Annotated in this window: 30 protein-coding genes; 15 read left to right on the forward strand and 15 right to left on the reverse strand. The window is 61.4% G+C overall.

The genetic code is table 11. The features are described from left to right. Nucleotides 1–47: 47 nt before the first annotated feature. Genes SynNOUM97013_RS10695 through ald form a run of 5 tightly spaced genes read left to right on the forward strand, consistent with a single transcriptional unit; the run spans nucleotide 48 to nucleotide 5,852 of the window. Nucleotides 48–1,061 carry a CNNM domain-containing protein gene (locus SynNOUM97013_RS10695; protein ID WP_186479785.1) on the forward strand — a complete coding sequence of 338 codons (1,014 nt, stop codon included), beginning with the start codon at nucleotides 48–50 and terminating at the stop codon, nucleotides 1,059–1,061. Further along, nucleotides 1,058–2,368 carry a GTP-binding protein gene (locus SynNOUM97013_RS10700; RefSeq protein WP_186479786.1) on the forward strand — a complete coding sequence of 437 codons (1,311 nt, stop codon included), beginning with the start codon at nucleotides 1,058–1,060 and terminating at the stop codon, nucleotides 2,366–2,368. The genes SynNOUM97013_RS10695 and SynNOUM97013_RS10700 overlap by 4 nt, the downstream gene beginning before the upstream one ends. A gap of 2 nt (nucleotides 2,369–2,370) precedes the next feature. Next, complete coding sequence (locus SynNOUM97013_RS10705) at nucleotides 2,371–2,946, forward strand: nicotinate-nucleotide adenylyltransferase (RefSeq protein WP_186479787.1); 576 nt, start codon at nucleotides 2,371–2,373, stop codon at nucleotides 2,944–2,946. Between the two features lie 6 nt (nucleotides 2,947–2,952). Next, complete coding sequence (locus SynNOUM97013_RS10710; protein ID WP_186479788.1) at nucleotides 2,953–4,683, forward strand: NAD+ synthase; 1,731 nt, start codon at nucleotides 2,953–2,955, stop codon at nucleotides 4,681–4,683. Nucleotides 4,684–4,712: 29 nt separating this feature from the next. After that, nucleotides 4,713–5,852, forward strand: a complete 1,140-nt coding sequence (ald, locus tag SynNOUM97013_RS10715; protein ID WP_186479789.1) for an alanine dehydrogenase — start codon at nucleotides 4,713–4,715, stop codon at nucleotides 5,850–5,852. A gap of 4 nt (nucleotides 5,853–5,856) precedes the next feature. Here the strand turns inward: ald and SynNOUM97013_RS10720 are convergent, their stop codons facing one another. The 14 genes from SynNOUM97013_RS10720 to SynNOUM97013_RS10785 form a co-directional block, all read right to left on the reverse strand. Continuing rightward, a complete protein-coding gene (locus SynNOUM97013_RS10720; protein ID WP_186479790.1) occupies nucleotides 5,857–6,285 on the reverse strand; it encodes a YchJ family protein in 429 nt (142 codons plus the stop codon). Further along, nucleotides 6,285–7,316, reverse strand: a complete 1,032-nt coding sequence (locus SynNOUM97013_RS10725) for a DUF3326 domain-containing protein (protein WP_186481587.1) — start codon at nucleotides 7,314–7,316, stop codon at nucleotides 6,285–6,287. Before SynNOUM97013_RS10725 ends, SynNOUM97013_RS10720 begins: the two co-directional genes overlap by 1 nt. Before the next feature lie 20 nt (nucleotides 7,317–7,336). Then, nucleotides 7,337–7,540, reverse strand: coding sequence for a hypothetical protein (locus SynNOUM97013_RS10730; protein ID WP_186479791.1), 204 nt, complete (start codon nucleotides 7,538–7,540; stop codon nucleotides 7,337–7,339). Then, nucleotides 7,537–7,872, reverse strand: a complete 336-nt coding sequence (locus SynNOUM97013_RS10735; RefSeq protein ID WP_186479792.1) for a 2Fe-2S iron-sulfur cluster-binding protein — start codon at nucleotides 7,870–7,872, stop codon at nucleotides 7,537–7,539. The genes SynNOUM97013_RS10730 and SynNOUM97013_RS10735 overlap by 4 nt, the downstream gene beginning before the upstream one ends. A gap of 32 nt (nucleotides 7,873–7,904) precedes the next feature. Beyond that, the gene (locus tag SynNOUM97013_RS10740) at nucleotides 7,905–8,633 is read right to left on the reverse strand and encodes a TIGR02466 family protein (RefSeq protein WP_186479793.1); all 729 of its coding nucleotides are present in this window, start codon (nucleotides 8,631–8,633) and stop codon (nucleotides 7,905–7,907) included. A 79-nt stretch (nucleotides 8,634–8,712) separates the two neighbouring features. After that, nucleotides 8,713–9,663: a F0F1 ATP synthase subunit gamma gene (locus tag SynNOUM97013_RS10745; RefSeq protein ID WP_186470316.1), complete on the reverse strand. Its 951-nt coding sequence runs from the start codon at nucleotides 9,661–9,663 to the stop codon at nucleotides 8,713–8,715. A 10-nt stretch (nucleotides 9,664–9,673) separates the two neighbouring features. Next, complete coding sequence (gene atpA / locus SynNOUM97013_RS10750) at nucleotides 9,674–11,194, reverse strand: F0F1 ATP synthase subunit alpha (RefSeq protein ID WP_186479794.1); 1,521 nt, start codon at nucleotides 11,192–11,194, stop codon at nucleotides 9,674–9,676. A 60-nt stretch (nucleotides 11,195–11,254) separates the two neighbouring features. Beyond that, complete coding sequence (gene atpH / locus SynNOUM97013_RS10755; protein WP_186470314.1) at nucleotides 11,255–11,803, reverse strand: ATP synthase F1 subunit delta; 549 nt, start codon at nucleotides 11,801–11,803, stop codon at nucleotides 11,255–11,257. Continuing rightward, nucleotides 11,803–12,324 (reverse strand): F0F1 ATP synthase subunit B, encoded by a 522-nt coding sequence (locus tag SynNOUM97013_RS10760; RefSeq protein WP_370586422.1) that lies wholly within the window; start codon nucleotides 12,322–12,324, stop codon nucleotides 11,803–11,805. The genes atpH and SynNOUM97013_RS10760 overlap by 1 nt, the downstream gene beginning before the upstream one ends. Next, complete coding sequence (locus SynNOUM97013_RS10765; RefSeq protein ID WP_186479795.1) at nucleotides 12,324–12,788, reverse strand: F0F1 ATP synthase subunit B'; 465 nt, start codon at nucleotides 12,786–12,788, stop codon at nucleotides 12,324–12,326. The genes SynNOUM97013_RS10760 and SynNOUM97013_RS10765 overlap by 1 nt, the downstream gene beginning before the upstream one ends. Before the next feature lie 80 nt (nucleotides 12,789–12,868). Beyond that, entirely contained in the window at nucleotides 12,869–13,117 is a 249-nt protein-coding gene (gene atpE / locus SynNOUM97013_RS10770; protein ID WP_006911576.1) for an ATP synthase F0 subunit C, read from the reverse strand. Nucleotides 13,118–13,271: 154 nt separating this feature from the next. Further along, a complete protein-coding gene (gene atpB / locus SynNOUM97013_RS10775) occupies nucleotides 13,272–14,000 on the reverse strand; it encodes a F0F1 ATP synthase subunit A (RefSeq protein WP_186470311.1) in 729 nt (242 codons plus the stop codon). A gap of 21 nt (nucleotides 14,001–14,021) precedes the next feature. Further along, nucleotides 14,022–14,357: a hypothetical protein gene (locus SynNOUM97013_RS10780; protein ID WP_186479796.1), complete on the reverse strand. Its 336-nt coding sequence runs from the start codon at nucleotides 14,355–14,357 to the stop codon at nucleotides 14,022–14,024. Between the two features lie 113 nt (nucleotides 14,358–14,470). After that, entirely contained in the window at nucleotides 14,471–15,709 is a 1,239-nt protein-coding gene (locus SynNOUM97013_RS10785; RefSeq protein ID WP_186479797.1) for a trans-aconitate 2-methyltransferase, read from the reverse strand. Between the two features lie 113 nt (nucleotides 15,710–15,822). Here SynNOUM97013_RS10785 and SynNOUM97013_RS10790 point away from each other — a divergent pair, with 113 nt between their 5' ends. From SynNOUM97013_RS10790 to SynNOUM97013_RS10820, 7 genes are all read left to right on the forward strand, one after another. Continuing rightward, nucleotides 15,823–18,780 carry a phycobilisome rod-core linker polypeptide gene (locus tag SynNOUM97013_RS10790; protein ID WP_186481589.1) on the forward strand — a complete coding sequence of 986 codons (2,958 nt, stop codon included), beginning with the start codon at nucleotides 15,823–15,825 and terminating at the stop codon, nucleotides 18,778–18,780. Nucleotides 18,781–19,201: 421 nt separating this feature from the next. Continuing rightward, nucleotides 19,202–19,687 (forward strand): allophycocyanin, encoded by a 486-nt coding sequence (locus SynNOUM97013_RS10795; protein ID WP_067095786.1) that lies wholly within the window; start codon nucleotides 19,202–19,204, stop codon nucleotides 19,685–19,687. A 39-nt stretch (nucleotides 19,688–19,726) separates the two neighbouring features. Then, nucleotides 19,727–20,215, forward strand: a complete 489-nt coding sequence (gene apcB / locus SynNOUM97013_RS10800; RefSeq protein ID WP_186479798.1) for an allophycocyanin subunit beta — start codon at nucleotides 19,727–19,729, stop codon at nucleotides 20,213–20,215. A 4-nt stretch (nucleotides 20,216–20,219) separates the two neighbouring features. Then, complete coding sequence (locus tag SynNOUM97013_RS10805; RefSeq protein WP_186479799.1) at nucleotides 20,220–20,420, forward strand: phycobilisome linker polypeptide; 201 nt, start codon at nucleotides 20,220–20,222, stop codon at nucleotides 20,418–20,420. Nucleotides 20,421–20,532: 112 nt separating this feature from the next. Then, nucleotides 20,533–21,825, forward strand: a complete 1,293-nt coding sequence (locus tag SynNOUM97013_RS10810) for an FtsW/RodA/SpoVE family cell cycle protein (protein ID WP_255442751.1) — start codon at nucleotides 20,533–20,535, stop codon at nucleotides 21,823–21,825. Nucleotides 21,826–21,977: 152 nt separating this feature from the next. Beyond that, nucleotides 21,978–22,646, forward strand: a complete 669-nt coding sequence (locus SynNOUM97013_RS10815; protein ID WP_255443101.1) for a cytochrome c biogenesis CcdA family protein — start codon at nucleotides 21,978–21,980, stop codon at nucleotides 22,644–22,646. A gap of 2 nt (nucleotides 22,647–22,648) precedes the next feature. Further along, nucleotides 22,649–23,941 (forward strand): cytochrome c biogenesis protein ResB, encoded by a 1,293-nt coding sequence (locus SynNOUM97013_RS10820; RefSeq protein ID WP_186479800.1) that lies wholly within the window; start codon nucleotides 22,649–22,651, stop codon nucleotides 23,939–23,941. Here the strand turns inward: SynNOUM97013_RS10820 and queF are convergent. After that, the gene (queF, locus tag SynNOUM97013_RS10825; RefSeq protein WP_186479801.1) at nucleotides 23,913–24,323 is read right to left on the reverse strand and encodes a preQ(1) synthase; all 411 of its coding nucleotides are present in this window, start codon (nucleotides 24,321–24,323) and stop codon (nucleotides 23,913–23,915) included. The two genes, SynNOUM97013_RS10820 and queF, sit on opposite strands and share 29 nt — an antisense overlap. A gap of 296 nt (nucleotides 24,324–24,619) precedes the next feature. On the opposite strand from queF, the gene SynNOUM97013_RS10830 reads away from it, so the two are divergent. The 3 genes from SynNOUM97013_RS10830 (at nucleotide 24,620) to SynNOUM97013_RS10840 (ending at nucleotide 25,505) form a co-directional block, all read left to right on the forward strand. Then, a complete protein-coding gene (locus SynNOUM97013_RS10830; protein WP_186479802.1) occupies nucleotides 24,620–24,835 on the forward strand; it encodes a DUF4278 domain-containing protein in 216 nt (71 codons plus the stop codon). A gap of 70 nt (nucleotides 24,836–24,905) precedes the next feature. Beyond that, entirely contained in the window at nucleotides 24,906–25,133 is a 228-nt protein-coding gene (locus SynNOUM97013_RS10835; RefSeq protein ID WP_186479803.1) for a hypothetical protein, read from the forward strand. Between the two features lie 33 nt (nucleotides 25,134–25,166). Then, a complete protein-coding gene (locus SynNOUM97013_RS10840) occupies nucleotides 25,167–25,505 on the forward strand; it encodes a P-II family nitrogen regulator (protein WP_186470301.1) in 339 nt (112 codons plus the stop codon). Nucleotides 25,506–25,515: the final 10 nt, after the last annotated feature.

Below are 25,515 nucleotides of genomic sequence, written 5' to 3' on the forward strand. Positions count from 1 at the left end.
GACAGGTCACCGGAGAAACGTCAGGATGGCAGGCAAAGCGTCTTGGCATGACCTCCGACCTGCTCATCCTTCTGCTGCTTGTGGTGGTGGTGCTGACCGGATCGGCGCTGTGCTCAGGCGTTGAAGCGGCATTGCTCACGGTGAATCCCGTGCGCGTGCATGAACTCGCGGCCCGCCCTCGGCCGGTCACCGGCGCCCGCCGACTGGCTCAGCTTCGCCAGCGACTGGGACGGACGCTCTCCGTGCTGGTGATCGCCAACAACGGCTTCAACATCTTTGGAAGCTTGATGCTGGGTGGCTATGCCTCCGTTGTCTTTACCGAACGGATGGATGCGGGAAGCATTGCCCTGCCGCTCTTCTCCGTGAGCCTCACGGTGTTGGTGATTCTGCTGGGCGAAATCCTGCCCAAGGCGATTGGCAGCCGCCTGGCCCTGCCTGTCTCCCTGGCGAGCGCTCCAGTCCTGCACTGGCTCGGCGTGATGATGCGCCCACTCGTGCTGCTGCTGGAACGTCTGCTGCCAGCCATCACCGAGGAAAACGAGATCAGCACCGATGAGGAGGAGATCCGGCTGCTAGCGAAGCTCGGATCACAGAAGGGGCAGATCGAAGCCGATGAGGCCGCGATGATCTCCAAGGTGTTCCTCCTCAATGACCTCACGGCGAGGGATCTGATGACACCGCGTGTGGCGGCACCCACCCTGAATGGGGCAACCCGTCTGGAGCAGCTACGCGCTGAGCTGCTCGACAATGAGGCCCAGTGGTGGGTGGTGCTGGGCGACGCCGTCGACAAGGTGTTGGGCGTGGCCAGCCGTGATCGCTTGCTCAGTGCGCTTGTGCGCAGCCAAGGGCAACTCACTCCGGCCGACCTGAGTGAGCCTGCTGAATTCGTCCCCGAAATGATCCGAGCCGACCGCCTACTCACCGCCTTCCGACGGGACAACAGCGGTGTTCGCGTCGTGGTGGATGAGTTCGGTGGGTTCGTGGGTGTGATCGGGCCGGAAGCGGTGCTGGCCGTGCTGGCGGGGTGGTGGCGCAAAACGGCCGCAGGTGTCGCACCATGAGCGGCATCGGAGATCAGTGCCGCGACCGCCTGCTGGGGTGGCGTGCACAACTCGATCTCACCCCCCGGGAACAAGGCTTGCTCTCAGGAGCCCTGCGCCTGCTGGACCTGCAGCTGCAACGGCTCGACAGCCACAGGCTGCGCATCGCGGTGTTCGGCCGGGTGGGTGTGGGCAAGTCCAGCCTGGTCAATGCGCTGGTGGGTCAAGACGTGATGGCCACCGACGTCGCCCATGGCTGCACACGCCATCAACAGGCGGTGCCCTGGCCACGTCCGGTTCCGGGATTGCAATCCGTGGACCTGGTCGACACACCAGGAATCGATGAGGTCGATGCGCCGGCCCGGGCACGCCTGGCCGCCCGCGTCGCGCTGCATGCCGACCTGGTGTTGCTGGTGCTGGATGGAGACATCACCCGGGTGGAACTGGATGCCCTGGAAACACTGCAGGCGATGGGCAAACCGGTGCTCACGGTGTTGAACCGCAGCGACTGCTGGCCCAGCGAGCAGCTGCCGGATCTGCTGCGCAGCATCCACGGTCGTTTGCCATCGGGGCTGCCTGCTCCCTTGGCCGTCGCCGCCGCTCCAAGACGTGCTGAGCAGCGACCCGATGGCCGCATCCGCAGCCGGCAGCAGCCCGCCGATGTGGCGCCGCTGGAAATCTGTCTGGACACCCTTCTGGAGCAGCATGGCCACAGCCTGCTGCTGCTGAACACCCTGCGCCAGGCCGCCAAAATTCAGCAGCAGCTCGAAACCGGGCGTCTGCAACGCCGACGTCGGGAAGCCCAGGGCTTGATCGGTCGTTACGCCGCCCTCAAGGCCACCGGCGTGGCTGCCAATCCCCTGATGCTGCTGGATCTGGCGGGCGGTATGGCCTGTGACGCCGCCCTTGTCCGCCATCTTTGCGAGCTCTATGACCTGCCCCTCGGAGGCCCGGCAGCCCGTCGGTTGCTCCGCCAGCTGAGCGGACAAAACGCCTTGCTGGGCGGCGCTCAGCTGGGTCTCCAGGTCGCCCTTGGCTCCCTGCGGCAACTGCTGTTGCTGGCGGCTCCCTTCAGTGCAGGACTCACCCTGGCTCCGGCTGCTCCCGTGGCCGTCGCCCAGGCCGCACTCGCTGTTCACACCACCCGTCGCACAGGACGTCTGACGGCGCGCTGGTTGCTCGAGGAGCGGGGCCGGGGCCGCCGCCAACAACCTGGTCCTGCCACGTTGCTGCGGCGACTGGCCCGATCAGACCACGGCATCCTTCAGCTGATGCAGGACTGGCCTCAGCCGCAATCCCGCCCGCCGCTGCCGTCACTGCTGCCCTGACCATGGCCGACATCGCCTTGCTCGGCACCAGTGCCGACCCTCCAACTCGAGGCCATCAGGCGCTGTTGACCGGCCTGCTGGAGCACTATCCCCGGGTGGCCACATGGGCCAGCGACAACCCTATGAAACAGCATGCGGCTGATCTGAGCATGCGACGCGATCTGCTCCAAGCCCTGGTGCACCACATCGCCGATCCAAGGCTGGAGCTGGCCCAGGAGCTCAGCAGTCCCTATGCGATCACCACGCTGGAACGTGCAAAGAAGCGCTGGCCAAGTCAACACTTCTGTTTCGTGGTGGGCAGTGATCTGGCCGCACAGATCCCCAGCTGGAAAAACAGCCGGGACTGGCTGTCGCACTGCGAGCTCGGCATCGTGCCGCGAGAAGGCTGGCCTCTCGCGGACAGTGCACTCAACGCTCTGAACGCGTTGGGAGCCCGACTGCAGGTGTTGCCGCTCAGCATCCCTGGCACAGCCAGCTCCAAGGTGCGTCAAGCCGGTGAACGGGACCAGGTGCCCGAAAGCCTCAGGCCGCTGCTGCTGAAGCACAATCTCTACGGATACAGCCTTCCCACTGCCTGACTGCCGATGCGTGTCGCTCTGGCCCAGATCAATCCTGTGGTGGGCGATCTGCTTGGCAACGCCGACCGCATCCTGCAGGCCGTCGACGATGTGACCCGCAACGAAGCGACGCCGCCGGCCCTGATGGTGACGCCGGAGCTGTCGCTATGGGGGTATCCACCGCGAGATCTCCTGTTCAGCTCTGCTCACCTTCAGCAGCAGACGGAAGCCCTAGAAGTGCTCTGCAGGGGCCTGACCAGCCGTGGTTCGGCCATGGCCTTGCTGGTGGGCTTCGCGGATGCAGCGGAGGATTCCCTGCATCCATCGCTGTTCAATGCCCTCGCACTGGTGGAGGCAGGGGGGTGGCGTGTGGCAGCCCGCAAACAGCTGCTGCCCAGCTACGACGTGTTCGATGAGACGCGCTATTTCCGCCCCAGTCAGGGAGCCGCAAACATCACGCTGCGCCAGGGGGGGCGGGACTGGCGGATTGGCCTGACCATCTGCGAAGACCTCTGGGTGGAGGACGAACTGCACGATCGCCGACTGGTGGGACCGGATCCTGTGGGGGGCCTGATCGACCAACACATTGACCTGCTGATCAACTGCTCCGCCTCACCCTTCGGACGTCGCAAAGCTGCACTGCGGCAGCGTCTGGCCTTCCGGGCTGCGCAACGGCTGCGCTGCCCTGTGGTCTATGTGAACCAGGTGGGGGGCAACGACGAACTGGTGTTTGATGGCGCCAGCTTCGTGATGGGCAGCAACAGCGAGACGCCGCTGCTGCAGCTACCGAGCTGTGTGACCACCGCCGCAATCTGGAATCCAGAGGGAGACGCCACTGACCAGGACACCACCGACCAGAACGCCAGGGACCATGAAGCCAGTGACGAACTGGAGCTGCTGTTCCGCTCTCTGGTGACCGGGGTGAGGGACTACGCCGGAAAGTGTGGATTCGGCAAAGCCCTGCTCGGCCTCAGCGGAGGCATCGACTCCGCGCTGGTGGCGGTGATTGCCGCCGCAGCGCTTGGCGCCGAGCAGGTGCAGACGCTGCTGATGCCATCGCCATGGAGTTCCTCCGGATCGATCACTGATGCACTCACGCTCAGCGAGCGTCTGGGATTGGCCCATTCCATCGTTCCGATCGAAACCCTGATGGAGGGCTTTGAAACGACCTTGACCCCCGCGCTCCAGGCCGCGCCCAGCGGCGTGACCGCAGAAAATCTGCAGTCGCGCATCCGCGGCACGCTGCTGATGGCCGTCGCCAACCAACAGGGACAACTGCTGCTCACCACCGGCAACAAATCCGAACTGGCCGTGGGCTATTGCACCCTTTACGGCGACATGAATGGTGGTCTGGCGGTGATTGGCGATCTCTACAAGTCGACCGTGTTCGCGCTTTGTCGCTGGCTGGAAAGCGACGCCGCAGGCCCCTGCCGAAGCGAGCTCGGCCTTCCCGCAGAAGGCGCACTGATCGGAACAGCGATTCTCGAGAAACCGCCCAGCGCCGAGTTGCGCCCAGACCAGAAGGACATCGACTCGCTGCCCGACTACGACCGGCTGGATCCGTTGCTGATCGATCTAATCGAACATCGGCTCAGCGGAGATCAGCTTGTGGGCGCCGGTCACGATCCCAGGGAAGTCGAGCGGATCGAACGCCTGTTCCGACGCGCGGAATTCAAACGCCGACAGGCCGCTCCCGTACTGAAGATGAGCAACCAGGCCTTCGGTAGCGGCTGGCGGCTGCCGATCGCGGCCGTCTGAGCCAGATTAAAGGGACGATTCCGCCCTCCATGGCCCATTCCGTCCTGACGGCACCGATGGCCAGCATCGGCGTGCCCACCGAAATCAAAGCCGATGAGCAGCGGGTGGCACTCACCCCCGATGCGGTGCGTGAACTGGTGACCCACGGCCTGGAGGTGCGCATCCAGCATGGTGCTGGGGCAGGAGCCGGAATCAGCGATGACGCCTTCGCCTCCGCGGGCGCTCGCCTGGTGGATCGCGAGGAAGCCTGGGGCGCCCACCTGGTGGTGAAAGTGAAGGAGCCCCAGCCGGAGGAGTTCGGCCTGCTGCGGGACGACATGGTGCTGTTCACCTATTTGCACCTGGCGGCCTACAGCAAGGTGGGTCAGGCACTGCTGGATGCAGGCACCACGGGCGTGGCCTATGAGACGGTGCAACTGGAAAACGGCAGCCTGCCTCTGCTGGCACCGATGAGCGAAATCGCCGGACGCTTGGCAGCCCAGGTGGGTGCACGCCTGCTAGAGCGCCCAAACGGTGGGCGCGGTGTGTTGATCGGAGGCTGCACCGGCGTCCGTCCAGCGAAGGTGGTGGTGCTGGGTGCCGGCACGGTGGGCTGGAATGCCGCCCGGCTCGCCGCCGCCATGGATGCCGAAGTGCTACTGCTGGATCGATCTCCGGAGCGGTTGCGCAGTCTGGAATCAGATCGCCGTGGTCGCTTAATCAGCATGGTGAGCAGTCGCGGCTTGCTGGAGCGGCTGGTGCCAACGGCCGACCTCCTGATCGGTGCCGTGCTGACCCCTGGCGGTCGGGCTCCCACCCTGGTGGATGAAGAGATGGTCAGGCAGATGCAACCCGGCTCAGCGATTGTCGATGTGGCCGTCGATCAGGGGGGCTGTGTCGCCACCAGCCGGGAGACCACACACACGAATCCAACGGTCTGCATTCACGGTGTGCAGCATTACGCCGTCGGCAACATGCCCGGCGCTGTGCCCTTCACATCCACGGAAGCCCTGGTGAGCGTGACGCTGCCCTACATCCTCGGCATTGCCGGACGCGGCCTGGAAGAAGCCGTGACCGAACGGCCGGAGTTGCTCTCAGGCCTGAACACTGTGAAGGGTGCGGTCTGTCACCCCGGCGTCGCCAAGGCCCTGGGCGTCCCCCCACGGCATCCGATGGCCTGCCTGCGTTGAGGCGTCAATCCAACGCGCGGATGTAAAGCCAATCACCCTCGGGGTCTCCATTGCGGCGTTGGAACAACGACGTCTCACGGTGCACAAAGCGCTGGCCTCCGGCCGAGAAGACCGCCTCGAAACGCACGATGCCCTCCAGATCATCGGCTGTACCAGCCTCGGCGGACAGCACCTTGAGACCGCACCATCGACTGTCGCGACAGCTCTGTTTCAGGTCACGACGCCGTTGAGCAGGTGCTTCAGAGGGCATGGGATGGGTGGCAATCAAATAGTCGAGCTCCCCAAGGGCATAGGCGGAGTAACGCGAGCGCATCAGCGCTTCCGCCGTCGCAGGCTTGCGTTCACCACGATGCAGAGGACCGCAGCAATGGTCGAGGGTGTCACCGCTGCCGCAGGGACACGATTGAGCGGCCGTGGCAAACCCCCGTGTCATCAGCTCAGCTCCCGCAAGCCAGGCAGAGGACGGGTCAAGGCCTGCGGCGCGATGCCCTCGCGCAGCGCCATCAGCAACCCGGCTGCCTCGGCGTAGGAGGAGGCTTTCAGCACATGCTCGCCTAACGCCAAGGCCTCGGCCGTCACCGACAGCACGCCAGGGTTGTGAACGGCAATCACGGGAACGCGGCGTTCGAGACAGGCGAGGACCGCTTCCCCGCCCAAGGCGCCATCCGGCACGACCATGGCACCGAGCTGCTCCGCCGCCAGGTCCCCGGCATGAACCGAACCGGAGGCGGCCACCAGCGACGGCGCCTGGGCCAGGCCCACCAGCACACAAGCAAGAAAGGTGTGTCCAAGTTCCTCTCCAGCCGCTCGAGGATCCAGATCGGGGTCGAGAGGCAGCGCCCCCAGGGCCGGTGCATGCGCACAGGGGAGCTGCAGATGCCGGACCAGCAGATGACTGATCACCGCTTCAGCGCCCGCCAAAGCATCCACGCCTGAACCATGGCGGTACGCCTCCAGTGCGGTGGCGTCGGAATCCTCCGGGAAACGTGCGACCACAGCAATGGCCGTCGCACCGGCAGCCTTGAGCTGTTCTCCGGCTCGCAACAACGCATCCGGTCGCTGCATGGTGCCCCAGCTCGCACCGCTCTCACCCTGCTCCAGCGTCACCCCCAACGACACATCGCTGGTAACCACAGGGCCGATCTCCAAGCCGAGTGTGGCCCGACAGCCATCGGCCACCTGCAGATGCCGCTGGCGCAGATCAGCCTCGATGCCGGCATCCAGGAGCAATCCGATGCGTTGACGCCGCACAGGACGCAACCGCAGATCACCTGCAGCGAAACGGTCAAGGGCATATCCCTCGACGTAGTGAATGCGGGGATCACGCCAGTAGAGGGCCGCACCGTTCATCACATTCGGGTGCGTGATCAAACAACCACTGGCTGCTGCCAAGCAGCGGGCACTGGGCAGGGCATCGCCCGCAAAGCCGCCGATCTCACAGCCAATCCCTGTGGGAACCACCATCAGGGTGGGAAGTGGTCGTGTCACGGCGTGTCCACCGTTGGTGTGAGCACCACGGCCTCCACCTGCACGCACTGCTGCCCAGCCGCATTGACGGCAAGCCCTGTGATCGCCCAACGCAGCGGCTGACCGTGGGGATGCAACTGCTGATGCACCCAGTTGCGCATCTCAACGATCCCCTGGTGCTCAGGCCGAATCAGATCAAGCCTGAGCGACGACAGCTTCACTTCTGGTACTGACCGAACTGGGCCTCATAGAGCGCATCTTCCTGACCAGCAATCACCTTCAAATCCGAACGGGGATAGGCCACACACAGCAGTGAGAAGCCGTCCTTGCGCAGATCCTCCTTCACTCCCATGGCATCCGGCTGATGCACCGCACCCTCACTGAGGCGGGCGGCGCAGGTGGTGCAGACCCCGGCACAACAGGAACTGGGCACCATCACCCCAGCAGCCTCAGCCGCCGAGAGCACGGTCTGATCGGCACGACACTGGAACTGATGCTGCTGGCCATCCAGCTCAACACTGATTGTGTAGGTGGCCACCGTTGATTCGCTCATCCTTCAGGGGACGTTCCAGGCATGGCATCCTCTCAGGGCACGGGCCGTTTGCAGCGCTGCCATTGATGGGGATGGGGCGACAGGTATTCCGGAGGACGGCCTGCAGCACGCGCAGTGAGCACGAAGTCAAAACTGACGGACACACGCAGCGCATCCTCTGTCTCGTTGGCCGCCACGCTGTGGTGCAACCGCGACGGGAACAACACCAGCAAACCCGGTTCCGAGGACAGCATCCATTCCCGCTGATTGCAGGGGTGGTCATGGCTGATGGGCCCGCCATGGCCGACGGCCAAACCCGGAACCAGTTCGTTGAGCTGCTGCGGCGCGTGCAGACACAACGGTCCATCCACACCGCTGCCATCACCGCTGAAATACAGAACAGCACTGAGATGCGCATTGGGATGGTGGTGTCGCCCGACCACTTGCCCCCACTCGCTGAGCACAGGCCAGCAGCGCTGCAGATGAAGGTCAAGTGCATCGGCATCGAATCCCGTCAACGCCAAATAACGCCAGACGCGCGTCGTCACCTGATCCGCCAGGTCACGGAAGTCAGGGTGCTCATGCAACTGCCACACGCCATTGAGATCGCCGGTCCAGGCGCAGCCCTCATCGGGATTGCTGGAGGCGTCACCCCGCATCGCCAGGAGCGTCTGCAGTTGAGCCGCCAGATCCAGCGGGTCAAGAACGAGGCGATCCGTTGCAACAACGGTGGGGAACAGATGGTGCAGCTCCACAGGCAGGCGATCACACCGCCTCGCCATCCTCGTTCAAGACCACTGAACCGATCGGCAATAAAAAAGCCGGCCCTGGGGCCGGCGAAGAAAAACGGTTGAGATGAGATCAACCAACAGCGGCAGCACCACCTGCCACCTCGAGAATCTCCTGCGTAATCGCAGCCTGACGCGCCTTGTTGTAATCCAGGGTGAGCGTCTTGGCGAGCGCCTTAGCGTTGTCGCTGGCGTTATTCATCGCAGTCATCCGGCTGGCAAGCTCGGACGCTGCTGATTCCTGCAGAGAGCGCAGCAGCTGATTCTGCAAATACAGAGGAAGCAGTGCATTCAAGAGCTGCTCAGGGCTCTGCTCAAACACGATGTCGGAGGGAAGCTCCGGCTGGGTGTTGGCAGGAGCCGAACCCGATTCCACCCGCAGCTCACCATCTTTGGTGGTGAGACGGAAGATTTCATCATCCGCTTCTGCGATCCCTTGAGGATCGAGAGGCAGCAAGGTCTGAACGACAGGCTTGCAGCTCACCAAGTTGATGAACTTGGTGTAGATGATCTCAACGCGGTCGGTGGTTTCCGAGAGAAACTCAGCAAACACCTCGTTGGCGATGGAACCGGCTTCGTCTGCGGTGGGCACCTGCTCCAGACCTGTGAAGGTGGCCTGAATCGGGTAGTTGCGGTTGGTGAAATAGCTGATGGCTTTGCGACCGATCAGCACCAGATCAACCTTGTAGCCCTTGCTCTGAAGCTCTGCGAAACGCACTTCAGTGCGCTTGATGATGTTGGTGTTGTAACCACCGCAGAGACCACGGTCGCCGGTGACCGCGACAAGGGTGATCGACTCAACATTGCGCTGCTCCATCAAAGGAGCATCAGCGTCTTCAAACTGCATTCGCGTCTGAAGATTTTCCAGCAGGCGCGCAAGACGATCCGCAAAGGGACGGCTGCGCAACACCTGCTCTTGAGCGCGGCGAACCTTGGCCGCAGCCACGAGGCGCATGGCCTCGGTGATCTTGCGGGTGTTCTTGACCGATTTAATTCGGTCTCGGATCTCTTTGAGATTTGCCATACCTCAGACCTCAGTTAGCGGTCGCCAGCATGGTGGAGGTCACTTCGGAGATGGCCTCCTTCAGCATGGTTTCAGCCTCGGGGCTGAGAACTTTCTCGTCCTGGATCTTCTTGATGAACTCAGGCTTGTTGCTCTTCAGGTACTCGCGCAGTTCACGGGAGAACTGAACAACCTGTTCGACGGGAACGTCGTCGATCAGACCCTTGACGCCGGCGTAGACGATGGCCACCTGCTCAGCCAGCACCAGGGGGCTGAACTGTGGCTGCTTGAGCAGCTCACGCAGACGCTTACCGCGGCCCAGCTGCTTCTGGGTTGCAGCATCGAGATCGGATGCGAACTGGGAGAACGCAGCCAGCTCGTCGAACTGAGCGAGCTCAAGCTTCAGGGTGCCGGCAATCTTCTTAATGGCCTTGGTCTGGGCTGCACCACCCACGCGGCTCACGGAGATACCGACGTTGATGGCGGGACGCAGACCGGAGTTGAACAGGTCGGAGCTCAGGAACACCTGACCATCCGTGATCGAAATCACATTGGTGGGGATGTAGGCCGACACGTCGCCAGCTTGGGTTTCGATGATCGGCAGAGCGGTCATCGAACCTTTGCCCATGGCGTCGGACAGCTTGGCTGCACGCTCCAGCAAACGGCTGTGGCAGTAGAAAACATCGCCGGGATAAGCCTCACGACCGGGCGGACGACGGAGCAGCAGTGACATCTGGCGGTAAGCCTGAGCCTGCTTGGAGAGATCGTCGTAAATGACCAGAGTGGCCTTGCCCTTGTACATGAAGTACTCGGCGATGGAGGCACCGGTGTAAGGAGCCAGATATTGCAGAGCAGCGGGATCAGATGCGTTCGCCGCAACGATCACGGTGTAGTCGAGGGCACCACGCTCACGCAGAACTTCGGTCACCTGAGCAACGGAAGCCGCCTTCTGGCCGATGGCCACATAAACGCAGACCACGTCCTGATCGGCCTGATTCAGAATGGTGTCAATGGCGATCGCGGTTTTGCCGGTCTGACGGTCACCGATGATCAGCTCACGCTGGCCACGGCCGATGGGGATCATCGCGTCGATCGCGGTGATGCCAGTCTGCATCGGCTCATGAACCGACTTCCGCTGGATGATTCCGGGAGCGGGGGATTCGATCAGACGGGTCTCGGTGGTGCCGAGATCACCTTTGCCATCGAGGGGCACGCCCAGGGGATTGACCACACGGCCAAGAAGACTGTCGCCGACAGGCACTGAAGCGATCTTGCCGGTGGCGCGAACGGTGCTGCCTTCTTGAATGCCGAGGCCTTCACCCATCAGCACGGCACCGACGTTGTCGTCCTCAAGGTTGAGGGCGATGCCTTCAGTGCCGTCTTCAAACTCAACCAGTTCTCCGGCCATCACCTGTTGGAGGCCGTACACACGGGCGATGCCGTCGCCCACCTGCAGAACGGAGCCAACGTTGCTGACCGAAACGGACTTGTCGTAGTCCTCGATCTGCTGTTTGAGGATGGCGCTGATCTCGTCAGGACGGATGGAAACCATGGCGGGTAATCCCTGGGAAAGGGCGTGAAAGGAGGAGCGGAGGGGTGAAGAAGAAGGGGATCAGCTCGCCTTGGCGAGAGCAAGACCCAGACGTCGGACCTGGCCAGACAGGCTGGCATCGATGACCTGAGAGCCGATGTTCACGACAAAGCCACCGATGAGGCTGGGGTCGATGGTCAGGTCGATTTCGACCGTGCCGGTGCCGACCATGGACTGCACCTTGGCCGTCAGCGACGCTGTCTGGGCTTCGGTGAGTGCCTGAGCCGAGCGCACGTGGGCCAGGGAAATGTTGCGGGAGTCCCGATACAACTCAAGAAACCGGCGCAGGACCGAATCAAACGCAGCGAGACGTTGACGGTCTGCGAGAACCTTGAGCAGATTCATCAGGGAAGGCTTGACCTGCTCAGAGAGCAGCTCGGTGAGAGCCTTCTTCTTGGCAGCGGGCTCGAGCACCGGTGAGGTCATGGCCTCACGCAGTGAATCGCTGGAATCCCAGAGAGCAAGCAGCTCCTTGCACTGGGCGGCCACATCATCCGATTCGCTGCGGGCGTCGGTGACCTGAAGCAGAGCTTCGGCGTAGGGAGTGGCCAGGGTGTTGAGAAGGGGCATCAGGCATCCTCCAAATTGCTGATGGAGGAATCGATGAGGCGGGATTGGCCCGCAGCATCCAAACGTCCGGGGAGTTCAGCCATCACCTTGTCGATGGCGGCAAGTGCGGCCTGGCGACGGAGCTCTTCAGTCAGGCGGGCTCCTTCAGCATTCAGATCAGCCAGGGCATCCTGCTTGAGAGCTGCCATGGCCTGAATGGTGCGTTGCTCACCGTCCTTGCGGATGGCTTCGGCACGGGCCTTGCCATCAACTCGGATTTTTTCTGCCTTCTGCTGCGCAGCAGCCAGGTCTTCCTGGGCACGTGCGAGTTCGGCGGTTGCCTTGCGGAGACGACCTTCGGAATCCTCAAGATCCTTGAGGATGGCCTGACGACGACGCTCGAGGATTCCACCGAGGAACCCTTTGAGGAACCAATACAGAACCCCGATCACGATGACCAGGTTGATGAGGTTGGTCTCGAACAGGTTGAGGTTGAGACCGAAGCCGCCTTCGGAAGCGAACAGTGTGGGAAGCATGGTCATCAGGCAGCCAGAAGTCGTTTAATGATCTGGGCACTGAGCTGATCAACCTGACCCATCAACTTGGTCTGGGCGGTTTCACGCTGAGCTTCGATCTCTCTCCGAGCCTTTTCGCGGGTGCGGTTGGCTTCGGTCTCCGCTTCAGCAAGAGCCTCGCGGTAGAGACGGTCCACTTCCTGTTCGGCCTCGACGATGGCGGCTTGGGCCGCCTGACGGGCTCCACGGAGTTGGTCCTGGAGATCGGCTTCCAGTCGCTGAATCTGCTCAAGCTTTTGCTTGGCGTCAGCACGACTGGTCGCGATGTAACCCTCGCGATCCTCCACGACCTTGCCGACCGGCCGGAAGAACAGGGAATTGAGCAGGAAGGTGAGGAGAACCACCTGAACCGCCATCAGCGGCAAGGTGGCATCGAGGTCGAAAAGACCTCCCTCCGGAACACCTGCTTCAGCAAGCAGAAGCCAGGGCATGGAAGGGTGCGATGGGGTGAATCAAATCGAACGAATCAGGGACACGGAAGGACTCAACGTCCTTCCGCGCGGAGACCTGATCAGCCGGCGAAGGGGTTGGCGAACAGGAGCACCAGAGCCACAACCAGGCCGTAGATGGTCAGAGCTTCCATGAAAGCCAGAGACAGCAGCAGGGTGCCGCGGATCTTGCCTTCAGCTTCAGGCTGGCGGGCGATGCCTTCCACAGCCTGACCGGCTGCGGTGCCCTGGCCGATACCAGGGCCGATGGCGGCGAGACCCACCGCGAGGGCGGCGGCCAGAACGGAAGCGGCGGAGGTCAGATCACTCATTGGTGGAAAGCGGTTGGAGTTGCGCAGGATGAGCGCGGAAAGGGCAGGGCGCGCCCGGGACACCCCCACTGAAGAGAGTGGGCCCGGTTCCACCCGGACCTGCGCGCGATGTGTTTAGCAGATCGCGGGGGACCTGCGAAAGATGAGACGAGGCTTAGTGGGCCTCTTCGTGAACGGCTTCGCCGATGTAGTTGGCGGCGAGCGTCGCGAAAATCAGGGCCTGAATGGCACTGGTGAACAGGCCGAGGAACATGGCTGGCAGGGGAACCAGAACAGGCACCAGAAAGGCGAGAACGGCCACCACCAGCTCATCAGCCAGGATGTTTCCGAAAAGACGGAAAGACAGGGAGAGGGGCTTGGTGAAGTCCTCGATGATCTTGAACGGGAGCATGATCGGGGTCGGCTCCACGTAGTACTCGAAGTACCGCAGACCTTTACGGCTCAGACCTGCATAGAAGTAGGAGAGCGACACCAGCAGGGCCATGGCCACTGTGGTGTTGATATCTGCGGTCGGGGCACCCAGCTCACCGTTGGGGAGCTCGATCAGACGCCAGGGGATCAAGGCGCCACCCCAATTGCAGACGAAAATGAACAAGAACAGGGTTCCCACGAAAGGAAGCCAGTCGCGATAAGCCTTTTCTCCGATCTGCTCGCGGGCGAGTTCTCGGAGGTAATCCCAGAGGAACTCAAGGAGGTTCTGCACACCCTTGGGATCACGCTCCATCTTGCGGGTGCCACTCACCACGAGCAGCAGCAGCAGGCCAATCACGACCCAGGAGCTGAGAAAAACCTGGCCGTGGAGGTTCAGGTTGCCGATTTGCCAATAGAGGTGCTGACCGACCTCCAGTTCGGCAAACGGCAGGTTGAGGAGCGACGGAACCATGTGTGGGGGAAGTGCGCGGACTCAGCCGTCGATGACGGTCTGAAGAATCAGAGCTGGCTTGTAGAGAAGGAAACCGAGGAAGGCTGGAAGCAGTTCAAGTTGGGGGAGTTTGGCCGCTGCAACGACAAGAAGCATTGGCACAACCAATTGGAACCGACCAACCTGACGGGAACCTCCGCCGAGCCGGGCGACGCTGCGGGCGAGCAGGCGCAGGTAAAGAAGACCAGCGCATGAACCCACCAGCAAGCTGCGGGCCACCAGAGCATCAAATCGGACCAGCGCGATCAGAGCCGCAACTAGAGAAATCGCCAAAGTGGCCAGCATCAGGCGTTGTTGGAGCTTTGCGTACTCGCCCATACCCGAATCAGTCACAACGGATGCCGCGGTTGATTCGGTGGTGGTGGTAGCCAGCAAACAACATCTGAGAAAGCGCGCGGAATCTATCACGCGTTTTCTCCTGCACCGGCAGCTCAGGGCTCGAGAAGCAGCAGTTTCCGGGCCACAAGCTCTCTTGCCACGGCAGCAGTCTCATCGCCCAGACCCAGCTCACCCAGTGCATGATCGGGCTGATTCTCGATGGCTTCCAGCAAGCCAATCTCCGCAGCGCTCAAGCTGATCGGCTCGAGATCAGGCCCGAGCAGATTGGCGGACGGCCACCCCCAGAGACAGGGTTGTCGACGACCACGGGTCTTGAGCAGCTCGGCATCGTCATCCCATTGATGAGGACGAATGGGCGTGCGCGACACGAAAAATTCGAAATGGCTGATGTCAGGATCGAGATCTTCCACCAGCAGCCACCGATCCCGCTCGGGAAGCGCAAGAGCCCTGTCCAAAAGCTCCCCCTGGAGGAGCCGAGAAGGATTCCAGACCGCCGGATTCGAGAACCCGGCGAACTGAAGACCTGCAATGTCGATCAGGGAGAAGAGGCTGCTGAGGTCGTAGCTGGTTTCCTGAGGGTGGAGGTACATGTCTGCGAAGTTGGAATCAGCTGCGGTGTCGATCCGCCAGCGCTGCTCGTAATTGAGCCGCAGGCGATTGCTCTCCGGAAGCGACTGAAACAGGTCTCGACCCAGGCGCAGGCCCTCGGCTCCCGTCCCGGCTCCGAGACGGGTCAGAACCCTCTGAGTGCGGTGGATCTCCCAACGACCGCCATTGGCGTAAAGAAAGAGATGCAACAGGCCCCCATCAGCCAAGAGCGATCCCAGTGCCTTGAGCCCCGCCAACGGATCACGCAGGTGATGCAGCACTCCCACTGAGTTGATGTAGTCGAAGGGTCCCTCTCCCTGAAGGTCGAGAAGGCTGCGCTGTTCCTGACGCAGGTCATCCACCTGATCGGCGCCTCCAGACCGTTGCAGCCGCTCACGTGCAACGTCGAGTGCTCCGGCGCTGATGTCGACAGCAAGAACCTGGGCGCCGGGGTTCAAATGGCAGAGGTAATCGGTGCTGACACCGGTTCCGCATCCCGCATCCAGAATCCGCACCGGCATGGAACGGTCGGAGCGCTTGGGGACGGCTCCATGGACTGCGGCCAGCACGCTGTCATGGCACCAACGCCAGTTGTAACCAGGTGGCGGACCATCCTGAAGTGGATCTCCTGGATAGGGAAACCGGTCATAGAAATCGCTCACCACGGGTGTGGCGGCATCCGAAGGCGTGGGCTTCACGGGGCGGCGGACTCCAGAGGGTGGTTTGGGTTTGGAGCATTTCATGGGCGCCCCCTGTGGCACGCCTCTTGCAGCAACCCCTGCAAACATTTGTTCATGCTGGCTCGAGACGCCTCGGAGCGAGCCGTAACGTGGCCGGACCCTGCTTGCTCCCGTTCATGACCGTGACCGCCAGCAGCGGCAGCCCAAGGGTTTCCCCCCAGCTGTACGACACCCTGCCGCTCTCCAGCGTTCGCCAGGCAGAACAGCAAGACCGCTTCCCCGATGGAGGCGAGCTCGACACTCTGATCACCTTCTTCCGCAGCGGCAACGACCGACTAGAAGCGTCGCGGATCATTGCGTCGAACGCCGAGGCGATCGTGGCCCGTGCTGCCAACCGCATCTTTGTCGGTGGCACACCGCTGTCGTTCCTCGAAGCCCCCCTCAGCACTGGCGAACTCGCCCGGTCATCTGACGCCACACCTTTGGCAGCTGACCAGGTGGCGTTCGAACAATCCGTGCGCACCTTTACCGGTGACAGCGGCATCACCAAACGGGGCAACTTCATCACGCGTCTGTTGGAAGGAACCGGTGGAGACGCTGATGTCCGCGTGGTTCTTCCCACGGGATTCAACGCCATCAGCGTGGCCAAATACGGTCCCGCCTTCATGCGCAAGTCCGTTCGCGACCTCGGATGGTTCCTGCGCTACGTGGGCTACGCGCTCGTCGCTGGTGACCCCAGCATCCTTGCGGTGAACACCCGCGGACTGCGCGACATCCTTGAGAAAAATTGCTCCCTGATCGCCACCAACGTGGCACTTCAGGAGATGCGTGCCGCCTGTGCGGAGCTGCTGCGAGAGCGTCCTGAAGCCCGCCGGCTGGCCATCGATTGCTTCAACGTGTTGTTGAAGGAACTGGCCGTCGCAACACCCTCCACACGCCAGAAACCCGGCAGCCCGGTGAGCCAGGGCTTACAGCTGCCCGCGATCTATGCCTTGGCATCGGAATCAGCTCAACGCTTTGAAATGCGACCGGGTCTGTCCGGCGCGGAAAAGGCAGAGATTGTTCGCGCGGCCTACAGGCAGGTGTTCGAACGCGACATCGCCAAGGGCTACTCACAGACCCCCTGTCGCTCGGAAGCCAGTCAGCTCGTGCAGGGCAAGATTTCCATGCGCGAGTTCATTCGTGCTCTCGGTAAAAGCAAGGAATACAGAACCCAGTTCTACGGACGGTTTGTGAACAGCCGCGTCGTGGAGTTGGCCTATCGCCATTTCCTCGGTCGTGGCGTCAGCTCCCTGGAGGAATTCCGCAAGTCCTTCTCCATCGTGAGTGAGCAGGGGCTGAATGGACTCGTGGATGTCCTGGTCAACAGCAGCGAATACGCACAGACCTTCGGAGAAGAAACGGTTCCCTATCTGCGTGATCTGGGAGAGGAAGCACAGGAAAGCGCTGGCTGGGGCTCCAACCGACGGCTGTTCAAATTCAGCGCACCCTTCGAAGGCGCACCTCAATACGTGACGCTCTACGCGTCTTACCGCCAACCACTGGCTGATCAGCACGTCTACGGGGGGGGCAACGATCCCGTTGGCAACCAGTACGGAGCCATTTTCCCTTCGGGCACAGCGTCCGTCTCCACCCGACCGGCACCGTTCAGCTACGACACGCGCCGACTGCTGGTCAGCAACGGCATTGCACAGCCGGGACAGATGGACAGTCCTCAGTTCCGGGGAAGTCGACCACGCAAGGTGGGTCCCCGTGTGGTGAGGCTGCAGCAAATTGCCACCGGCGGAGCAGCCATGCCTCGCAGGTCCGGACAACCCAGCATCCGCAATACCGAATCGTCCACCCAGGCGGTCATTCAGGCGGTCTACGTCCAGGTTCTCGGCAACGCCGGTTATGCCGGTGAACGTCTCGGATCCGAAGAAGCCCGCCTGGAGAATGGCGACATCAGCCTGAGGGATTTCGTCCGCAGCGTGGCCCGCTCCGACGCCTTCCGGCGCCGTTACTGGGAAGGCCTCTACATCGCGAAGGCCATCGAAGTGATGCACCGTCGCTTGCTCGGACGTCCAACGTTCGGCCGGTGGGAAATTGATGCGTTGTTCGACACCGCGGCTCGCCGCGGCTTCTACGGCGTTGTCGACGCTTTGCTCGACAGCAAGGATTACAAGGATTGCTTCGGTGAAGACACCGTTCCTTATGAGCGGTTCATCACTCCTGGCGATCTGAACACCCGTCGTGCACCGTCCCTGCGCAGACCGTTCGAAGCGGCAGCTGTGGCGGATCTGACGATGGGAAGCCGGCCTGATGCCAGCCGAAGCACTGCATTTCGGGGCAGCGGCGAGCTGACCCAACGCAATCTTGCACCCAGCACCAGCAACAACGGTGGCATCACCAACTGGATGAACGGCATCAGCGAAGTGGCTCCAACCGGCCCCTGGAATCCCCGAATGCGCAGCATTCCGGATCGCTCGGGTCGCGGAACGGGCTCAGGCACCGCTGAATCCTGGAGCCGTTCACTGAGTTCGCCGAGCACCTTCTCCGGCCGAGCTCGGATGGTTCAACCGGACCAACCTCAGGCGCGTCTTCAAGCCGCACTGCCCGTGGGCGATGCCGCCGGCTATCGGAGGCGGGCTGGCCTTCCGATGAAGGCAAAACTCGTACGCTCAGCCTCGGATTCCGAACGCCGTGAGGTGCTGGATGCCGTTTACAGGCAACTGCTGAATCGTGTGCCTCTGCAGGCGGAACGTCTCCAGACACCTGAATCAATGCTGCGCGATGGCCAGATCGATCTCGAGGGTTTCATTGAGTCAGTCGCTCTCAGTGAAGCGTTCCAGGAACGTCTCTCTCGTATGGCCCCGCTTCGTGCTGCAACGGCCGCAACCATGGCCCTTTTGGGACGGGCCTCAACCCCGGCAGAAACCAGTCGCTTTCTGCAGATTCGTGCCGAATCCGGTCAACCCGATGCGGTGAGAGATGTGTTGACGCTGAGGGCATCAACCGGCGTGGATCCCTCTGATGTCCCCGATCTGGACAATCTGAGCACGCGGCTTGGGGTTGCTCAGTCAACACTTGCTCGTACCGCCAGCCTCTATCGGGGCAATGCAGGCCTGACACCTCCTCCGGGGGACGCCCTCTGACCAGAACAAGTCGTTCGGAAGCCATGATTTGAATCCAATTGGATTCAACCCAACATTATTTGAGCCGGAGCAATCAAGTCCTCCGGCTTTTTCATGCCTATTTATCAATAAAGGGCCGCAATCCCACGATAAGAACTTCAACTTCAGGGCCATAGACTGCCAATGAAGATCTGTTACCGGGACTCAGCCGCTTCAGGCTGCTGAATGAGAATCACGTTGGCCTGACTGCTCTCGGCATCGCGAACAGACCGGCGCCACCCGGAAAGTCAACAGATACAACATCTGAGGCTCTTTCCACTCGGATTTCCCCGATCCGAGCCCCCGCGGCCCTTAAGCTGCATCCGATCTCAATCGAGATCTCCACACCACTCACCGGATACCGGTCTCCTACGGGCGGCCGCTTGCTTCGAGGTAGAACTGCATGAGCATCGTCTCCAACTCGATCATCAACGCGGACGCCGAAGCCCGCTATCTCAGCCCAGGCGAACTGGACCAGATCAAGGCTTTCGTCAGCGGCGGACAACGTCGTCTGCGTGTCGCTCAGGTTCTCAGCGAGAGCCGCGAACGCATCGTCAAGACCGCTGGTGGTCAACTGTTTCAAAAGCGTCCCGATGTCATTTCTCCCGGTGGTAACGCCTATGGAGAAGCGATGACAGCCACCTGTCTCCGGGACATGGATTACTACCTCCGACTCGTCACCTACGGCGTTGTTGCCGGTGACGTCACCCCTATCGAAGAGATCGGAGTGATCGGCGCCCGTGAGCTTTATCGCTCCCTTGGCACCCCCCTCGAAGCCATGGCTGAAGCTGTGCGCGAGATGAAGACCGTGGCCATGGGCATCCTCAGCGGTGCTGATGCCGAGGAAGCCGGCTTCTACTTCGACTACGTGGTGGGCGCTCTCGCCTGATCCCCGATACCAACGCTCCCTTCACGTCACTTCTGATCCATGCAAGACGCGATCACCAACGTCATCAACAAGTCCGACGTCCAAGGTCTGTACCTGGACACGGCGTCCATGACCAACCTCGAGAGCTACTTCGCCAGCGGTGAGCTCCGCGTCAGGGCTGCTGCCACGATCAGCGCGAATGCTTCGGCCATCATTCGCGATGCCGTGGCCAAGGCTCTGCTCTATTCGGACATCACCCGTCCCGGTGGCAACATGTACACCACACGTCGCTATGCAGCTTGCATCCGCGATCTGGACTACTACCTGCGCTACTCCACCTACGCCATGCTGGCTGGTGACACCTCGATTCTCGATGAGCGTGTGTTGAACGGTCTCAAGGAGACCTACAACTCTCTGGGTGTGCCCATCGGTGCAACGGTTCAAGCCATCCAAGCCATGAAGGAAGTGACCGCTTCCTTAGTTGGTCCTGACGCCGGCAAGGAAATGGGTGTGTATTTCGACTACATCTGCTCCGGCCTCGGCAACTGAGCCAATGCGGTTGTTCAAAGTCACCGCCTGTATCCCCAGTCCTGAAAAGGTTCGGACGCAGCGCGAATTGCAAAACACCTTCTTTACGAAGTGGGTGCCCTACGACAGCTGGTTTGCTGAGCAACAGCGCATCCAGAAACAGGGAGGTCGAATCATCAAAGTTGAGCTCTGCACGGGAAACCGTCAGGTCAACGTGGGCAACTGAGCATCAGTTCCTCCATCTTTCGAAACCCGGCCTTAGGTCGGGTTTTTTTGTGGGAGATCCCTTGGCAAACCCTGATTCGGACGGCTCAATAGAAGCAATATTGTGAATCGTTTTGAGCAGCGCCAGCGTGATCTCCAAAAGGAGTCGATCCTCACGGAGGGGCACTGTGAAGGAGCGGAACGCCATAGCCTCTGACCCCAGCCCCTTCTGGCAACGCCACTTACCTCTCGACTGGTCGTTGTGGCCGGCGGAAGCAAGACTTTTACTGACGCTTACAGCCATCTGGAGCCTGGCTGGACTACTTGTTTTGGCATCAGCCAGCTGGTGGGTCGCAGCGCGGGAACAGGGAGAAGGGGCCTACTACCTCAAGCGACAGCTGGTCTGGATGACCGCGAGCTGGAGCCTGATGGCCTTCACCGCCTCCATCAATCTGAGGCGATGGCTCAAAGTGGCAGGACCAGCACTCTGGATTGGCTGTCTGCTGATCGCCGCCACCCTGGTGATGGGAACAACCGTCAATGGCGCCAGCCGCTGGCTGGTGATCGGTCCCATCCAGATCCAACCGTCGGAATTGGTCAAACCATTCGTGGTGCTCCAGGCCGCCAACCTGTTTGCCCATTGGAAGCGAACGCGCCTGGATCAGAAACTGCTCTGGCTCAGCAGCTTCGGCATCTTGGTGCTGCTCATTCTCAAACAGCCCAATCTGAGTACGGCGGCACTCAGCGGTCTACTGATCTGGTTGATGGCCTTTTCAGCAGGTCTTCCGCTGGTTCAACTCTTCGGCACCGCCATCGGCGGAGCCATGCTGGGAACTGCCAGCATCCTGATCAACGAGTACCAGCGATTGCGGGTGATTTCGTTTCTGAACCCCTGGAAAGACCCGCAAGGCGATGGGTACCAATTGATTCAGAGCCTTCTAGCCATCGGCTCAGGAGGGCCGTTCGGACAGGGGTTCGGACTCTCGACCCAGAAGCTTCAGTACCTGCCGATCCAGAGCACTGATTTCATTTTTGCGGTCTATGCCGAGGAATTCGGACTGGTGGGCTCTCTCTTGCTGTTGCTGTTCCTGATGCTGATCGGCTATCTGGGCCTGCGCGTGGCCTTGCGCTGTCGCAACAACCAAGCCCGCCTGGTGGCCATTGGTTGTGCCACGCTCCTGGTGGGCCAATCAGTGATGAATATCGCTGTGGCTTCTGGAGCGATGCCCACCACAGGCCTACCGCTGCCACTGATGAGTTATGGAGGCAACTCCCTGCTCTCGAGTCTGATGATTGTGGGTCTTTTACTCCGATGCTCGCTGGAATCGACGGGACTGATCGGCGGACGTGGCGTCGGCCAGAGGCCAGCTTCGGAGCGCCGTCGACGACGGGCACGACCAGCACATTCATCCGGTCATCCCATCTGATTCCCATCCGCAGGAACAACGGTCACAGGACTGCGCTTCGACAGCTGCACTGCAAGGATCAGTAATCTTGATTTTGTCTCTTCCGGCTCGGGCAGACCACCATCGCCTTCCTCGACCTGGCCTTGTCAGACCTGGCCCGCAGCGGTGAGCAGCTGCTGAACAACACCCTGCAGCAACCGGGGCCGCTGAGCCTCGGCATTGTTCTGCTAGTGGGAGCGCTCACCAGCCTGGGCCCATGCTCCCTGTCATTGCTCCCCGTGACCATGGCTTACCTGGCAGGGTTCGACAGTGAACAACCACCCTGGCAACGCAGCCTCGCTTTCTGCACCGGGATCGTTGGTGCCCTGGTGATGCTGGGCAGTCTGAGTGGATTGCTGGGTGGAATCTACGGACAGGTTCCCGGACTGATTCCCACCCTCGTGGCAATTCTGGCCGTGGTGATGGGGCTCAATCTGCTTGGCATTGTGCGTGTGCCGCTGCCAGCAGGTCCCGATCCTCAGGCCTGGAGCCGTCACGTTCCAGCACCATTGGCTCCGATCGCAGCTGGCCTTGCCTTCGGCTTGGCTGCTTCACCTTGCACCACCCCAGTGCTTGCAGTCCTGTTGGCGTGGATCGCCAGCACAGGGAATCCTGTGCTCGGCCTCCTGTTTCTGCTCAGCTTTGGGATCGGCCAGGTGCTGCCACTGCTCCTGGCGGGCAGTGTTGCTGCATCGATTCCCAAACTCATGGCCCTGCGCTCAATCAGTCGCTGGATCCCCAGCATCAGCGGCGTGATTCTGCTCACGGTCGGCACGCTCACACTGCTGGCGAGAGTGGTTTAGGCATGCCGTTATTCAAACGAATACTGGCGATCCTTTCGGACCTGCGACTGGCGATCGCTTTACTGCTGCTGATCGCTCTGGCCAGTGCTCTTGGAACCATTCTTCCTCAGCAGGAAGCCACTGATCTGTATCTGGAACGCTTCAATGCAGACCCATGGCTGGGCCTGATTAACGGCGACCTGATGCTGCGTCTGCAGCTTGATCATGTGTACGCCAGCAACTGGTTTCTGACCCTGCTAGCCCTGCTGGGACTGGCCCTGATGCTCTGCAGCTGGCGCCGGCAATGGCCTGCTCTGCAGGCGGCGCTGCGCTGGATCGACTATTCCCGCCCAAGGCAGCTCAGCAAGCTGGCGCTGGCTGAAACACGCACCTGCTCAGACAGTGAAGAAGCGCTGAACGCTCTGGCCGGTGAGCTGAAAGCGAACGGATGGGACGTCCGGCAACAGAGCGATCGCTTGGCGGCCCGTCGCGGCGTGGTGGGCAAAGTCGGACCGCTGCTAGTGCACACCGGTCTGGTGCTTCTCCTGATCGGAGCCGCATGGGGAGCCTTGGCCGGTCAGCGACTGGAGCGCTTTCTCGCGCCTGGACGTTCACTGGATCTCCTCAGTCCATCAGGCGACAGCCGGCTGAGCGTCACCCTCAAGGATTTCGCCATCGAACGCGATCCCGCCGGTCGGCCTGAACAGTTCAGTTCCACCCTCCAGTTGACGCCGACCGGCGAACCCGAGGATGAACGCAAGATCAGTGTGAATCATCCGCTGCGCTATCGAGGCATGACCGTCTATCAGGCGGACTGGTCTCTGGCCGCGATCACCGTGCAGATCGGGCGAAGCCCCCAGTTGCAACTGCCACTCAGCACCTTTCCAGAGCTTGGTGATCAGATCTGGGGGCTTGTGCTTCCCACGCGTCCGGACGGCAGCGAACCGGTGTTTCTGAGCACAGGAAGTGAGCAGGGCCCGGTTCAAGTGTTCGATGCAGACGGAAGTCTGATCACCAATCTGCGACCCGGTGGCGATGGAACGGACGTCAAAGGACTGCCGCTGCGGGTGGTGGAGATCATGCCGGCAAGTGGGCTGCTTCTGAAACGAGACCCTGGCGTTCCCCTGGTGTACGTGGGATTTGCCATCACCCTGCTGGGAGGCGGCCTGAGCATGGTGGCTACCCGACAGATCTGGGCCGTAACGGAAACGACCCCGGCCCGCCTTCATGTGGCAGGCCTCTGCAATCGCAACCTGGCTGGGTTTGCAGCAGAACTTCCTGCGCTGATCAGCAGGGTTGACGCTCTCCGTGGCTGACCCGAACCACAGTGTGCACATTGCCGCGGGGATGAAAGTCGGCCTCAAGCTGCATCCAGACCGGATCGCAGGCTTCAACCAAGTCATCCAGGATGCGATTGGCCACCTCCTCATGGGAGATGGTCTTGTCGCGGTAACTGTTGACGTAGAGCTTGATGGCCTTCAGTTCCACCACACGCGGGCCGGGCTGATACATCAGACGCAGCACCGCAAAGTCGGGATAGCCGGAAAACGGGCAGAGACAGGTGAACTCCGGCAGTTCAATTGACACTTCAAAAGGGCGACCGGGACGCGGATTGTCAAAGCAGATCAGCTCGGCTTCGGCGATTGCCCGCTCGCCATACAGGGGGGTCCGGGTGGATTCCGACGTGGAAGCACTCATCAAACGAGAGAAACGCAACGCTTTGTAAAAACCCTAAAACCCAGCGTCACCGTCAGCGGCAAGCCCAGTGCGAAGAACAATCCGGCAAAACCCCATCACAGAACTCAAAACTGTTCGCCATGAACAGCAGAAATAAGGTAGAAATGCATTGAAGGACAAACCGTTGGGCTTGGGCCTGGCTTGCCAGCCCCTCACCAGCCGGAAGTAGCCACCCGCGCGGCGAAGCAACGCTCCTTCCCACGAAGCGATCCCGATCACCGATCGGACAACACGCCATCCCTTCGAGGCCAGACCCGATGAAAACCCAAGAGCGCACCTACCGCGGCGTCACCTACAACCCCGCAAACCACGAGCGCCTCAGCCACGCCAGCGTCGACCACACCTACCGCGGCCGCCACTACGACGCGCCTCTGAGCCACGCCGCAGCGACCGAGTCCACCGTGGAACTCCACTACCGCGGCAGCATCTATCAGCACCGCCGCGCGCAGGCAGAGGTCCAGCTCAACTCCTGATTCTGTAGCAACGCGTACATCTTTCGAGAGAGCCGCAGGTCGTAATAGAGACGTCGTCTGTGGCTCTTTCATGGATCTCCGTCTGCTCGCTGAAGGCACCTCCTTCCGGTTGGTTCCAGCAAGCGTCCACGGAATCCTTTGGCTTCAGACCCATTTCGAGTCGGAGCACTGGGAGCTCCTGGCCGACGGACTCATCACCCTGTGCAGAGATGACGTTGAGAGCCTCTGCTCTGATGCAGCCGAAGCAGGACTGAGCCTGGATCCATTGCCCTCACCCACCTCCTCAAATCGCGTCTGAGCACCTAGTTTCAGGCCATCACGACTAGCCGTCATGAAAAAAGTCGAAGCGATCATCCGTCCGTTCAAGCTTGAGGACGTCAAGCTGGCCCTCGTCAACGCCGGCATCGTCGGCATGACCGTGAGCGAAGTGCGGGGCTTTGGGCGCCAGAAAGGCCAGGTGGAGCGTTATCGCGGTTCTGAGTTCACCGTCGAGTTCCTGCAAAAACTCAAAATTGAAGTGGTGATCGACGACTCCAGAGTCGATACCGTCGTCAATTCCATTGCTGAAGCCGCCAAGACCGGTGAGATCGGTGACGGCAAGATCTTCATTTCACCCGTCGACACCGTGGTGCGGATCCGCACCGGCGACCGCGATGGTGCTGCGCTCTGAATCGACAGTC

The sequence above is a fragment of the Synechococcus sp. NOUM97013 genome, assembly GCF_014279815.1.
GTDB lineage: Bacteria > Cyanobacteriota > Cyanobacteriia > PCC-6307 > Cyanobiaceae > Synechococcus_C.